General features: G+C 69.7%; 8 protein-coding genes and 3 pseudogenes. 3 read left to right on the top strand and 8 right to left on the bottom strand.

What is annotated here, in order from left to right:
• Positions 1-81: 81 nt before the first annotated feature.
• From IEX50_RS17875 to IEX50_RS11970, 6 genes and pseudogenes are all read right to left on the bottom strand, one after another.
• Positions 82-1,917 (bottom strand): annotated as a pseudogene (locus tag IEX50_RS17875) (MupA/Atu3671 family FMN-dependent luciferase-like monooxygenase); the annotation flags it as partial.
• 57 nt (positions 1,918-1,974) lie between these two features.
• A pseudogene (locus IEX50_RS17870) lies at positions 1,975-3,429 on the bottom strand (AMP-binding protein); the annotation flags it as partial.
• A 6-nt stretch (positions 3,430-3,435) separates the two neighbouring features.
• A pseudogene (locus IEX50_RS17865) lies at positions 3,436-4,209 on the bottom strand (formyltransferase family protein); the annotation flags it as partial.
• Between the two features lie 113 nt (positions 4,210-4,322).
• The gene (locus IEX50_RS11980) at positions 4,323-4,568 is read right to left on the bottom strand and encodes a hypothetical protein (RefSeq protein ID WP_157176128.1); all 246 of its coding nucleotides are present in this window, start codon (positions 4,566-4,568) and stop codon (positions 4,323-4,325) included.
• Positions 4,569-4,699: 131 nt separating this feature from the next.
• Positions 4,700-5,611: a glycosyltransferase family 2 protein gene (locus IEX50_RS11975; protein ID WP_157176127.1), complete on the bottom strand. Its 912-nt coding sequence runs from the start codon at positions 5,609-5,611 to the stop codon at positions 4,700-4,702.
• Positions 5,608-6,813 (bottom strand): glycosyltransferase family 2 protein, encoded by a 1,206-nt coding sequence (locus IEX50_RS11970; RefSeq protein WP_157176126.1) that lies wholly within the window; start codon positions 6,811-6,813, stop codon positions 5,608-5,610. The genes IEX50_RS11975 and IEX50_RS11970 overlap by 4 nt, the downstream gene beginning before the upstream one ends.
• Positions 6,814-6,965: 152 nt before the next feature.
• Between IEX50_RS11970 and IEX50_RS11965 the strand changes: the two genes are divergently transcribed.
• Genes IEX50_RS11965 through IEX50_RS11955 form a run of 3 tightly spaced genes read left to right on the top strand, consistent with a single transcriptional unit; the run spans position 6,966 to position 10,911 of the window.
• Positions 6,966-8,369 (top strand): glycosyltransferase family 4 protein, encoded by a 1,404-nt coding sequence (locus IEX50_RS11965; protein WP_157176125.1) that lies wholly within the window; start codon positions 6,966-6,968, stop codon positions 8,367-8,369.
• A gap of 13 nt (positions 8,370-8,382) precedes the next feature.
• A complete protein-coding gene (locus IEX50_RS11960; protein WP_184075210.1) occupies positions 8,383-9,531 on the top strand; it encodes a glycosyltransferase in 1,149 nt (382 codons plus the stop codon).
• Between the two features lie 30 nt (positions 9,532-9,561).
• Positions 9,562-10,911 (top strand): oligosaccharide flippase family protein, encoded by a 1,350-nt coding sequence (locus IEX50_RS11955; protein WP_157176123.1) that lies wholly within the window; start codon positions 9,562-9,564, stop codon positions 10,909-10,911.
• On the opposite strand, the gene IEX50_RS11950 is transcribed toward IEX50_RS11955, so the two are convergent.
• The gene (locus IEX50_RS11950) at positions 10,855-12,393 is read right to left on the bottom strand and encodes an O-antigen ligase family protein (RefSeq protein WP_157176122.1); all 1,539 of its coding nucleotides are present in this window, start codon (positions 12,391-12,393) and stop codon (positions 10,855-10,857) included. The genes IEX50_RS11955 and IEX50_RS11950 overlap by 57 nt on opposite strands.
• A gap of 5 nt (positions 12,394-12,398) precedes the next feature.
• On the bottom strand, positions 12,399-13,754 hold the full coding sequence (locus IEX50_RS11945; RefSeq protein ID WP_221237601.1) for a glycosyltransferase family 4 protein: 1,356 nt from the start codon (positions 13,752-13,754) through the stop codon (positions 12,399-12,401).
• Between the last annotated feature and the right edge of the window lie 51 nt (positions 13,755-13,805).

Below are 13,805 nucleotides of genomic sequence, written 5' to 3'. Positions count from 1 at the left end.
CGGCACCGCGAACGCGGCGGGCGCGGCCGGCTGGACCTGTTCGGGCGGCGGCAGCTGCGCGCGGTCGAGCTTGCCGTTCGGCGTGCGAGGCAGCGCCGGCAGCGCGACCACGAAGCCGGGGACCATGAATTCGGGCAGCCGCGTGCGGAGGTAGGCGCGCAGATCGTCCGGCGCGGCCCCGGCGGCGGGGACATGATAGGCGATCAGCCGGACGTCGCCGGGCGTATCCTCCCGCGCGACGACGGCGGCTTGCGCCACGGCGGGGTGCGTGGCGAGGACGGACTCGATCTCGCCCAGTTCGATGCGGTGGCCGCGGATCTTCACCTGGTTGTCGATCCGCCCGAGATAGTCGAGCAGACCGTCGGCGCGTTGCCGGACAAGATCGCCGGTCCGGTAGCCGCGTGTATCGTCCAGGAACGGCAACGGCACGAAGCGTTCTGCGGTCAGTGACGGCCGGCCCAAATAGCCCCGCACAACGCCCGCGCCGGCGATGACCAGTTCGCCCGCAATGCCGGGCGGTACCGGCTGTTGCCGACTGTCGAGCACGAAGCAGGACTGGTTGGCGAGCGGGCGGCCGATCGGGACCGCGCCGGGGGTGCCGTCGAGCCGGTGCGTCGTCGACCAGATCGTCGTTTCGGTCGGCCCGTACATGTTGACGACGTTGCCGCCGACGAGCGTTTCGAGCCGGCGGGCGAGCGCGGGGGGGAATGCTTCGCCCCCCACCATCATCATGTCGAGCCGCGCGAGTGCGGGTGCGGCCGCGTCGTCCGCGACCAGCATCTGCGCCAGCGAGGGCGTGCACTGGAGATGGGTGACGCCGTGGCGGAGCATGAGCGCGACCGGGCTCTGATCGAGCTGCGGCGGATCGATCGACAGCTGCCGCAGCCGATCGAGCGCAGGCAGGTGATCGAGCACGGTCTGCGCCGGCACGCCGAAATCGATCAGGCAGGCGATCTCATCGACACCGGCCGCGCGGACTCGATCGACCATCGCGAGGCAATGCGCGGGCGTGCCGAACAGGCCACCGGTGTCGTGATAGCGGGTGAAGGCGTGATCGAGCAGCGCGGCCATCTCGTCATCGTCCAGTCCGGCGAGATCGGGCTGCGTATCGGTCATGCCCGGACGACGGCGAAAGGCGGGAAACGACCAGCCGAACGATTTGAGCAGGTTGGTGGAGGTCCGCAGATAGTCGGTCAGCGGCTGCCGGACGACGTCGCGCACCGCGTCGGCATCGTCGCCGACGAAGCTGTGCAGCATCAGCGCGACCTGGCCCGATCCCGCATGACCCGCAGCGGCGAACGCGGCGCGGTAGGTGGCGATCTTGTCGGCCAGTTCGGCTACCGTCTGGCCCAGCAGATGGGTGAGGACCGACGCGCCGGCCCGGCCCGCGGCGGCAAAACTGTCCGGGTTGCCGGCGGTGGTGATCCAGAACGGCAGTTCCGGTTGGACCGGCCGCGGAAAGCTGCGCACCGCGACGTCCGATCCGAGCGGGCCGGGGAAGCTGCGCGCCTCCCCCCGCCACAGGCCGCGGACGACGTCGATCCCGGTCATCAGCGCGGCCGGCCGGTCCGCAAAGGCATCGGGCCGCAGGACAAAATCATCGGGCTGCCACCCGGCGGCAAAGGCGATACCGGCGCGGCCGTGCGACAGCGTGTCGACCAGCGCCCATTCCTCCGCCACGCGCAGCGGGTGATGCAGCGGCACGACGACGCTGCCACCGCGGATCGCGACGCGCGTGGTGATCGCCGCGATCGCCGCGCCGGTCACCGCCGGGTTGGGATAAAGGCCGCCGAACGCATGGAAATGGCGTTCCGGAGTCCAGACCGCGGAAAAGCCGTGGTCGTCCGCAAAGCGCGCGCCGTCCAGCAGCAGGCGGTAGGGATCTGGCTCTTCGCTGCTGTCGGCATTGCCGAAGTAGAACAGGCTGAACGCGACGGGGCCGCGGGGTGCGGCGGTGGCACGCGACGTTGCGGCATCGGCCGGCGCGATCACGACATGCGCGCCGCGCGCGATCGTCCAGCAGAGTTCGAGGACGGAGATGTCGAAGCTGAGGCTGGTGACGGCCAGCCACACGCCGCCCGGTTTGATCAGCGCATCCATGCCGGCGAAGAAGTTCGCGACGTTGCGATGTTCGACCATGACGCCCTTGGGCAGGCCGGTCGATCCGGAGGTGTAGATGACATAGGCGAGGTCGGCGGGCCCCGCGCCGCCGTCGAACGCGGTGTCCGGCAACAGCGCGATGACGGCCATGTCCTGATTGATGCACAGCACGCGGGCCGGACCGGGCGGCAGCGTGGCGGCCAGCGCCGTGCGGCTGACGATCAGCAGCGCGGCGCTGTCGGCGATCATGTGGGCGAGCCGGGCGGCGGGGTAGGCCGGGTCGAGCGGGACATAGGCGCCGCCCGCCTTGTGGATGCCGATCAATGCGACAACCATGTCGAGCGAGCGTTCGAGGTGCAGCCCAACCAGCGTTCCGCGGCCCACGCCGAGCGACGCGAGGTGGCGCGCGAAGCGGTTCGCACGCGCGTCCAGATCGGCATAGTTCAGCGTGACGCCGTCGCAGGTCAGCGCCGGCGCGTCGGGCGTGCGTGCGGCCTGTTCGGCGAACAGGTGATGGACGCAGGCATCGTCGCGCCACGGGGCCGCCGTCTGGTTCCAGCCATGGACCATCCGGGCTTGGTCGGCGTCGGCCATCAGCGGGAGGAGTGCCACCGGACGATCGGGATCGGCGTGGCCGGCGGCGAGCAGCGCGTGGAACGCAGAACGGATCGTTGCGAACAGGGCCATGTCGAGCCGGGCAGGATCATGGATCCAGCGGCAACCCCGGCCATCCGTCCGGATCGCGAGCGTGAGGGCGGCGTCGGCGTCGGCATCCGCGTCGTCGAGCCGATCGACCAGTGTCACTGCGACGGGCAGGTCGGTATCGATCCCGGTGAGTTCGGGGCTGCGCGCGACGAGGTCGATGGCGTAGCCGATATGGCGGTGGAGGCGGCGGATGTCGGTGTCGAGCGCGGCGGCCAGCGTGCCGAGCCCCGCCTGCCAATCGATATCGATGCGCAGCGGCAGGCGGCGCGCGACCCAGTGGGCGACCGGCGCGTCCTGTGCGGCGAAGACCGGATCGGAAAAGCCGATTTCGAACCCGGATCGGTCGGCGACGCGGGCAAGGCACGCTACCGCGGCGGCGAGCAGGAGCTGGCCGTCGGCATGACCGTCGACCGCGTCGTCGGTGACGACGCGTTCCTCGGCGGGCTCACCGGGTGATAGGTCCAGCACCGGCGGGCGGGACTGCGCCAGGCGCCGGCGCCACCAATGTTCATGCCCGGCGCAGGCGGCGTCATGGACCGACAGCGCAGCCAGATCGGTCGCGGGTTCGAGCCGGCTGCCGGGGCACAGCCCGAACCGGTCGATCGCATCGGGCAGCGCGATCATGCGACCGTCGATCCCGGCAATGCGGACCAGCGCGAGATCGGTGGTGCCGGTCGCGACATGGAGGGCGGTGCGGTCGGCGCGGACGATCGTGCCCGGCGCGGCGGTTGAGGCATCGGCGAGCGGTGTCGCCTCCACCACCAGCAACGGTGTGCCGCGGAACGACGTCTTGGGCATGCCGAGCGGATTGCGGTGGCCGCCGAAATCGAGTGCGCGCACCATGGCGGCGATGGCGTCCGCCGGGCGGTCCCACATGATCATTGCCGCGGCGAACGGGCGATCGGTGCGGCTGTAGTAACGTGTCGGCGCGGCGTCCTGCGGCCGGCCGGAGATCGTTCCGGCGGCGAGGCCGTCGATCAGCACGGCGAAAGAGGCGATCCCTTCGGCCAGGCAACGCGTGTTCAAGGAGTGAGCGGTTTCGCCGACCTCAATCCCGAACGACCGCGTGACGAGGATGTCGCCGCGGTCGACGTCAGCGGTCATCGCGTGCCACGTCACGCCGTGGCGGAGTTCGCCGTTCAGCAGCGCCCAGGCCGGCGTGTTGAGGCCGGCATAGTCGGGCAGGACGCCGTCATGGAAATTGATCGCGGCCTTGCGCGGCAATGCGAGCGTCTCGGCCGCCAAGACGGACAGATTGGTGATGCTGAACAGATAGTCGAACGGAGCAAGCGCCGGGAGCTGCGCCAGCGTCGTCGGCGCGATGCCGGCGTCCTCCGCCCAACGACGGATGGCGGGCGCGTCGCTGACGACCGCCGCAATCCGGTGCCCGGCGGCGATCAGCATGTCGCCGCACCGCATCAGCAGCGTTTCCGACCCGATCAGGACGCAGCGCCACCGTGGTCCGCGCACAGGCAAGGCGGGGAAGGCCTCGCTCCGGTCAGGTAGCCCGTCCGGCGTCATGACAGGACCGCCCGGGCCGAGCGGCGGCGCGCGGCCTGGCCCCCGGCGATGCCGGCGCTGCAGAGTAGGGCGAGTGCGGTGCCCCAGGTGACAGCGACGTCGCGAGCGTTGCGATCACGATCCGCGCGGCAGACCGTAGCGGGCAACGCCGTCGTAGCAGCGGCGCAGGTGCGGGCCGGCGCGGGCGTCGCGAGCAACAGCGTGCAGGCGACGGGCACGGACGTGACCCACAAGTATCGCATGATCATTCCCCCCGTATTCGGCAACGACCCTGATAAAAGATCGATATAGTCTGGTAGGACGATCCGCTAAGATCGCCAAGTTGGTCGATTATGTGGTGGATTCTACCATCCGCGCATTGATGGTTGCGCCATCATTTATATTCTATAAGCCGCCTTTGCCGCGACCAATAGTCGATCTGTCCATGGAGATGCGGCAGCTTGCCGATGGTCGTATAGGTCGCGTACAGCGCACCGCGCCGGACGAGCAGGCGCAACCAGAGTAGCGGCCAGAGCGGCCAGCCGACCGGGGTGGACCAGAAGATGTTGCTGGCGACGATCCGCAGCAGCCGGGTGTCGAGCCCGTCGCGCATCGTCAGAGCCTGGGCGTGGGCATAGCCGCTGCGCCGATTGCGCTGCCACCACTGGCCGAACCGGGTCATCGCCGCATCGTGCCGCGTCATGGCGTGATCGATGCGGTGGATCGTCCAGCCGGCGCGCGACAGGCGGTGGCAGAGTTCGGGTTCCTCGCCCGCGATCAGCGTGTCGCAGAAGCCGTCGACGGCGGCAAAGGCGGCCGCGCGGAACAGCGCATCCCCGCCGCAGCTTTCCGTCCGGCCGATCCGCGTGTCCCATTCATGGTCGCACAGTCGGTTGTAGCGGCTGGCATCCGGGAAGCGTTCGCGTCGCCGGCCGCAGACGACAGCGGCGTCGGGCACGGCGCGCAGGAACGCGGTCGCGGCGGCGACCCAGCCGGGTTCAAGGTCGCAGTCGCCGTCGACGAACTGAACGAGGTCGACTGCGGGGAGGAGCGTCCGCAGGCGGGCGAACCCGGCGTTGCGTGCGCGTGCGGCGGTGAAGCCCGAGGCGATCGGCAGCCGGACGACGTCGACGCCGAGCGACGCGGCGATTTCCCGGCTCGCGTCCTGCGATCCCGAATCCACATAGACGATCGTGGCGATCTGTTCCCGCACGCTGGCCAGCGCACGCCCGAGCCGGGCGGCTTCGTTGCGGCCGATGACGACGGCGCCGATGACGGGCGAATTGAGTGGCTGGGTTCGGTTCATGGGTCGCGACTCGTGCGGATCCAGCTTTGCTCGCGGCGGCGGAGCAGGCGAAGGTAGATCGGCTGTTTCCAGGCCACGTAGCCGAGCAGGTCCGTGATCATGCGCGGGGGCAGGACGGCGCGACCGAGCCGCGACCAGACGAGCGCGAGAACGCCGGCAAACAGGCAACCGACCGTAAGCAGGAAGAGGAAAGGTGCCGCCGAACTGCCAATCACGCCCACTAGCCCCAGGACGAGCAGCGTCGCGCCGACGAGCGCGGCGAGCAGGGCGAGCGGCGGCACGCTGAGGTCCGCGGCGATCAACAGCAAAGCGGGCCGTCGTGCGAGGCCGGCGGCGATCAGGCGGGGCAGGTAGGCTGTGGCGGTGGCCAGCATGCCCTGTTCCCACCGGGTGCGCTGCGTCGCGGTCGCGGTGAGCGACGCGGTGGCGGCCAGAAATCGCGCGTCGTCCGCGAAGCGCACCGTCTCGCCGGACAGCGCGAGGTCGAGCCCGAGCTTCAGATCCTCGACCAGCGAGGCGGTGGCGAGCGGGGCTGTGGAGAAGATCCGCCACGGCATCGCCATGCCCGACCCCTGGAGCTGCGCCATGCCGGCGATCCGGTCGAGCCCGCGCTGGCGCACCATGTTGCGAACCATAAATGCAAAGGCCGAGATCCGGACCGCGGCACCGGCTGTCGTCGGCGGATCGAGCAGGTAGCGCCCCTGCACCGCGGCATCGTGTCGCGCGGCGCTGGCCGCCAGCCGGCGCAGCGCCCCAGGCAGGGGCCGGCAATCGGCGTCGACCAGCACGACGACCGTCGGCGGATCAGCAGCGAGCTGGTCGCGCCCGAACGCGAGTGCGTAGGCCTTGCCCCGCAGGTCCGGCGCTGTGCGTTCGACGACGTCCGAACCGGCTGCCCGCGCGATCGCCGCGGTGGCGTCCGTGCAATTGTCGGCGACGACCAGGATGCGGTCGCAGGGCCGGAGTTCGGCATGGATCGCGGCCAGGACCGGACCGATGCCGGCCGCCTCGTCATGCGCCGGGACCATCACGCCGAACGGTGGCGGGTCGACGGCGTCGTCCGGCGATGCGGCCACGGGCGCACGCACGCCGGCGAGGCATTCGACGATCACCACGGTCATCGGCCAGGCGGCGATACCTGCCAGCAGCCAGGCCAGCGCGGTCAAGACGGACGTCCCGACCGAGGCGGTCTTGTTCGGCATGGGGGTCGGTTCATGGGGCCACTCCTGCGTCCGGGCAGCATCGCGGAGCGGGCGGTACGGGAGAATACCGGTGCGGCCCCACGACGTATCCCGTGGGGATTTCCCGGCGGGGGGACGACGGCACAGGTTGGTCGCAACTGGCGGAGCGTCCGGTGGCGCGGGTATCGAACGGCGGACACGACCGGGAAGAGGACGGCGGGATGCAGATGGAGGCGATCGAACCCGACCGGCCAATGCACATCCTGCTCGTCGCGGAGAATATCTCGCTGCGGCTGAGCGGCGAGACGATCCTGCCCTATCATTATCTGATCGAGTTTCTGGCCGCGGGGCACCAGGTGGACGTCATCTGCCATGAGCGGGTGCGCGAGGATCTGAGGCGGGACCTGCCGCCGGCGATGTTCGCGCGGGTGCGGTTCGTGGCGGACGGGTGGCTGCAGCGCAGACTGTTCGCGCTGGAACGGTTCCTGCCGCACCGTGTGCAGGACCTGGTCGTCAACCAGCTGATCCAGATTCTGACGCAGTTCCGGGTGCGGCGCATGGCGAGGGCGGTGATCGCGAAGCAGCGAGTGGACGTGGTGTTCCAGCCGACGCCGATCGCGGCTAAGGCGGTAAGCGCATTGTTCGAGCTGGGGCGGCCGGTGGTGATCGGGCCGATGAGCGGCGGGATGGCGTTGCCGCCCGCGTTCCGCACATTGGACGGGCCGGTCGTGACGCTGATGATATGGGCGGCGCGGGCGGGGTCGGCGGTGCTGCACGGGCTGATCCCGGGCAAGCGCCGCGCCGCCGCGCTGATCGTCGCCAACGAGCGGACGCGCGCCGCGCTGCCGGCGCGGACGAGCGGGCGAATTCACATGCAGATGGAAAGCGCGGTCGACCTGCGCCGGTGGCAGGAACGGGCGCCGTTGCCGGACGATCCCGACGGGGTCGTGTCGTTCATCTTCTGCGGGCGCTTCGTCGACTGGAAGGGGATCGGCTATCTAGTGCGCGCTTTCGCGTTGCTGGCGCGGGACGATGCTGGCGACGGGCAGGCGCGGCGTCGCGTGCGGCTTGATCTGGTCGGCGACGGGGAGTTGCTCGACACGATCGCCGCGCTGGTCCGGCTGGAAGGGCTGGAGGCGCAGGTCGTGCTGCATGGGCGGTTGCCGATCGAGGCCTATGTCGACCTGCTGACCCGGACCGACGTCTTCGTGACGCCGTCGCTGCGCGAATGCGGCGGGATGGCGATGATGGAGGCGATGGCCACCGGCCTGCCGATCATCGGCGTCGATTGGGCGGGTGCCGCGCAATATGCCGGGCTCGACTGCGCGCTGCTGATCGATCCGGCGTCGGAGGATGCGCTGGTCGAGGGGCTGGCCGCCGCGATGCGGACCCTGGCCGACGATGCACCGCTGCGCCGTCGGCTGGGTGCGGCGGCCCGCCGGCATCTGGAAGAGGCCGGGCTGGGCTGGGACGAACAGGCGCGGCGGGTGCTCGCCATCCTGTCCGCGACGATCGCCGAGCAGCGGCCCGTGGCCGAGACACCGCAGACGGCGACCGCCGTCCCCGTTCCCGCATGACCGGAGTGGCAGCATGACCGATGATGAGCTTGGCCCGCCGGGTCGCATCGATATCGTCTTCTATACGCGGCAGCTGCACAATGGCGGGGTCGACCGGGTCGTGTTCAACCTAGCCGAGGAATTCCAGGCGCGGGGGCTGGTGCCGTTGATCCTGGTCGACCTGGACAATCCCTATTCGCCGTTCCGCACACTGATCCCGGCCGGCATCGCGTACCGCGTGCTGGGCGCGCGCGACCCGGTGACGCGGATGGTGAAGCTGGTGCGGTTCCTGCGCGAGCGGAGGCCGCGCGCGATGATGTGTACCAGCTTCGGCTTTCCCAACCTGTATGCCGTGGTGGCGCGGCGGCTGGCGGGAATCCCGTTGCGGCTGATGCTGACGGAGCATTGTTTCCCGTCGGTCGATCGCGCCGCGCCGCGGCCGTGGCAGGCGCGCTACTGGTTCTTCCCGCTGGCGCACTACCTGTACCCGCACGCCGATTCGATCGTCGCGGTCAGCCGCGGGACGGCGAACGACCTGGCCGACGTGCTGCGCATCGATCCGGGATCGATCGAATGCATCTACAACCCGATCGTGAGCGATGCGCTGATCGCGCAATCGCGCGAGGCGGTCGATCATCCGTGGTTCACCGCATCGGACGTGCCGGTGGTGATCGCGGTCGGCCGGCTGGAACCGCAGAAGAATTTCGCGATGCTGATCCGCGCGTTCGCACAGGTGCGCGCGACGCGGACCGTGAAGCTGCTGATCCTGGGGGACGGGCAGGAGCGGGAGATGCTGGAGACGTTGGTCCGCACGCTGGGGCTGGACGAGGACGTCGCCATGCCGGGCTTCGCGCCGAATCCGCATGCCTATGTCGCGAAGGCCGCGCTGCTGGTGCTGTCGTCCGATTTCGAAAGCCTGGCCAATGTCGTGATCGAAGCGATGGCGGTCGGCACGCCGGTGATCGCTACCGATTGCCCGTCCGGCCCCGCGGAAGCGCTGGCCGGTGGGCGGTACGGTACGCTGATCCCGGTCGGCGACAGCGACCGGCTGGCGACCGAGATGCTGCGCGTGCTGTCGGAACGCGCGCCCGCGGCTCCGCCCGCCGACGGCTGGCTGGGGCAGTTCACGACGGCGCATGCGGCCGACCGGTATCTGGAACTCCTGACGCCGGCCGCGGCGTGAGCGGGGGCAGGCGGGGGGCGCCGTCCCGACATGGCTAGTGCCGCGTTCCCGCCGACGTGGCGGACCGCGCTGACCAGCGGCACCAGCATGGTCGCGGGCACGATCGTGGCCGCCAACGCACTGCGTATCCTGAGCACGATCATCCTGACGCGCGCGCTGTCACCGGCCGATTTCGGCGTGGCGGGGATCACCGCGGCCATTCTGGTCGTGATGGGGATGATCTCCGACTTTGGGTTCGGCGTCTACATCGTCCAGCATCCGCGCGGGGACGAGCCGCGGCTGCTCGACATCGTCTGGACGGTGCGGCTGGTCCGGTCGGCGCTGCTGACGCTAATCCTGCTCGTGCTGGCCGGACCGATCGCCGGGCTGCTCGACAAGCCGGCGATGCACGCGGTGATCGTCGTCACCGCATTCCAGTTCGTGATCGAGGGGATATCCTCGCTCGCCCCGTTGTCGGCCATCAGGCGGCAGCGGCTGGCGATGCTGAGCCTGCTCGATATCGTGACCGCGGTTTCACAGACGGTGATCGGCATCCTGCTCGCGCTGTTGCTGCACAATTATTGGGCGATCGTGATCGGCGGGTTGATCGGTACGGCGCTGCGATCCGTGCTGAGCTATCTCCTGTTCCCCGGATCGCGGCGGCGGTTCGGCTATGACCGGGCGGAGGTGACCGCGATGTGGCGGTTTGGGCGGACCGTCGCGGGGGCGCACACGATCCAAGTGCTGCTGTCGAATTTCGACAAGTTCGCGCTGTCCAGGCTGGTCCCGTTCGGGGTGTTCGGGCTGTATGTGCTGGCGTCGAACCTGTCCGGTGCGCCGTCCGCCTTTACGCAGCTCTATCCGAACCGCGTCCTGCTGCCGGCCTATGCCGATGCGCTGCGGCGGGGGAGCGATGTGCTTGCCGCGGTCTATTATGCCGGGCGGCGCTGGGTAATGCTGCTGTATCTGGTCGCGATGGGCGGGTTCATCGCGATGGCGCCGGCGGTGATCCACCTGCTCTACGATCCGCGTTATGCCGATGCGGCGCGGTACATGCAGATCCTGTCGATCGCGCCGGCCTTCGCGCTCAACAACTATGCCGCGCGCGAGGTGCTGATCGTCGCGGGGCGGGTGCGGACGTTGCTGATCGCCAACCTCGTCCGGCTGGGCTGGCTGCTGGCGATGGGGACGGCCGGGTTCCTGATCGCCGGGCCGATCGGGCTGGTTGCCGCAGTGGGGCTGATCGAGATCCCGGTCATGCTGTACTGCTGGTACGAGCTCGGCCGGATCGGAGTGTTCCGGATCGGTGAGGAGCTGTTGATGCTGGCGGCGCTGGGTTTCGGGTTACTGATGGGCGTCGGCGGGAACGAACTGTATTTCCTGCTGTTCGGCGGCGGGTGACGCCACCGGCCGTGGGCGGCGACGGCGCGCGGCGACGCCGGCACCCGCGGCGAGCAGCACGATGTAGGTGATCTCGTTCCGCCCGAAGCTGGTCGTCGTCAGGCTGCCCATCATGCCGATGAGCCCGGCGAAACAGGCGGCACCGGCCGCGCGGGCATCGGCGTCCAGCCGTGGGCCGCGGGCGAACAAAGTGGCCAGCACCGCCCCGAACATTGCGAAATAGAGCAGGCCGCCGAACACGCCCGCCTGGATGAAGATGACAAGCGGCTGGTTGACCAGATCGACGATCTGTTCACCGGTCTGAAGGAAGGCGAGTTCCTCCAGCAACGTCTTCAAGCTGATGCCGGTCAGCCAGTTTTCGCGGATCAGTTGCAGCCCGGCGGTGAGCAGCTGCGAGCGGTAGTCGACGGAGCCGGCGGCATCGTCGCTGATGCCGATCGAGGCGGCGACGACCGGGAGATAGCGCGCCGCCACGAGCAGGACGCCCATCAGCCCGGGCAGGACCAGCAGCAGCGTCGCGAGCTGACGCCAGCGCCGCTCGTAGGCGGCGCAGGCGGGCAGGCCGAGTGCGACGACGATGTAGCCGACCCGCGCAAAGGTGAAGAGCAGCCCGGCCGACAACAGCAGGGCGAGACCAGCGGCGATGCGGCGCGGTCCGATCCGGTCGCGCAACGCGAAGACCATGACGATCAGCAGGCCGAACAGCAGCGAGAGCCCGGTCGATTCGCCGTAGGTGACGTGCGCGCGGAGCAGCCCGTCGCGCTGCTTGGTATAGCCGGAGATCAGTTCCGGATCGGCGTTCGCCGCCGCCGGCATCGAATCGTAGAACAGCCAGTGATGAACCGATTCCGCGGGCGCCATGACCGCCAGCACGCAGCCCGCGACGACGAGCGACAACAGCAGCATATCGGGTGCGCGCGCGCGCAGGCAGGCGCGGCTGACGATCAGATAGGGCAGGCCGAGGTTCATCAGGACATTGAGCGTGGCGCGTACCGCAAAGCCGGCATCCTGGCCCCGAGCATTCATGAACAGCTGGACCAGGATCATGATCGCGGCCAGCACATCCCAGCCGGCGAGCGACGACGTACGCAGGCTCTGCCCCGCGCGGATCATGGCCATCACCATCCCGAGCGACAGCAGGTTGACGTAGGTCATCTGGACGAGCGTGAGGCCCGATACGGCCACCGTGCGCGTCAGGATCGGCATCATCGGCAGTGCGAAGACGTAGAGCCGGGCACGGAGCGCGACATCGGCGGCGTGCGGCAGTTCCAGGCCGCGGCCGGTGATCGCGGGGGCGAGCAGCATCAGGCCCATCGTCCCGATCGCGAACAGCGTATAGGTGCCGCCGAAATTGGCCGCGATGGGCAGTGCGAGCGCGAGCGCCAGCTGATGCGGACCGGCCAACCGACCGATCGGCCCCGGCACCGCGCGCAGCAGCAGCAAGGTGATCAAGCTGAGCACCAGGATGACGACGGTGGCCATGCGCGTCAGCCCTGCATTGCGGCGGCGGGGGCAGCGGGCTCGGCAGGCGCGGGCGCGTCCGCCGGCGGGGTGATCAGCAGGTCGGGGCGGGGGCCCTGCGCCTGCACCCAGTCGTAAACGCGGAGCAGCTGTTCCGCCTTCCGGTCCCACGTGAACAGGGCCGCGACGCGGGCCGCTGCGGCGGTGCCAATCCGATCGAGCCGGGTCGGATCACGGACCAGTGCCTCCAAAGTCGCGCGCAGGCCGGCGACGAGATCATCCGGGCCGCTGAACGGGACGCGGATGCCGGTGTCGTCGTCGACCAGTTCGGTCGGGCCGCCATAGTCGGCGACGATCGGCGCGACGCCGAGTGCCATCGCCTCCAGCACCACGCCGCCGCCAAATTCCCGGATGCTGGGGCAGGCGAGGAAATCGCAGTCGACTAGCAGGTCCTGCACGCGGGCATGCGCGACGGTGCCGTGCAGCGTGACGCCGTGATCGAGCCCGAGGTCCGCGACGAGCGCGTTGAGCATCGCGCGGTCCGGTCCGTCGCCGATGATGTCGAGAGTCAGCTTGCCGGCACGGATCAGGTCCGCTGCGGCGCGGATGAGCAGATCGGCGCATTTATAGGGGACCAACCGGCCGACGAACGCCCCGCGCAACGGCGCCTGCGCACGCCGCACGCGCGACTTGCCGAACCGGGTCGGGTCGATCCCGTTTTCGGGCAGGTAGACGCTCTGCGGACGGGCATAGCGCGGGATTTCGCCCAGCGTATGGCGCGACCCGGCGAGGAACGCGGCTGCATCGCGGCGCGTCGCGCGGTAGCCCGGCAGCAGGCGATGCAGCCCGCGAAGCCGCGACAACCCTTCGCGTTCGCGGTGCATGCGCTCCGCAAAGCCGGGGGGCCAGGGCAGCCCGCCGTTGAGCGGGCCGACGACGAGCGGCACGCCGACCGCCTTCAGCCGCGGGCCGAGGATCGACGGCGTGGTGGGGCTCATCGGCGTCAGGCGGTGGACGAGGTCGTAGTCGCCTGCCCGCAGTGCGCCGGCGAAGCGCGCCCAGGTCGCCCGTTCGAACGCGAGGCAGCCGAGCGGGGCCAGCGCCTGGAAGATCGTCCAGCCGCGTTCCTCGCCCGCGCCCAGCAGCCGCGCCGTCCGGAAGATGCCGCGCACCAGCCATTCGGTATCGATGATCGTGAAGTCGCGCCCCTCCTGCCAGCCGCGGGCGGCGATCGCATCGCGGTTGCGGACATGGGTGACGAGGTGGACGTCCGCGACCTTTGCCAGCGCCGCCGCGATCGACCAGGCGACGAGCGGCACGCTGACCATGTCCGGATTGGCGACTTCGGCCAGCAACAGAACACGGTACCGCCTCTGTTTCAAGATCCGGGACCCAGCCAGGAAGGGTTGTGCCGCATACATTGCAATACCGAT

The organism is Sphingomonas prati, assembly GCF_014643515.1.
GTDB classification, from domain to species: Bacteria; Pseudomonadota; Alphaproteobacteria; order Sphingomonadales; family Sphingomonadaceae; genus Sphingomonas_R; species Sphingomonas_R prati.
Note: the sequence above shows the minus strand (reverse complement) of the source record. Positions and strands in the feature narration are given on the sequence as shown.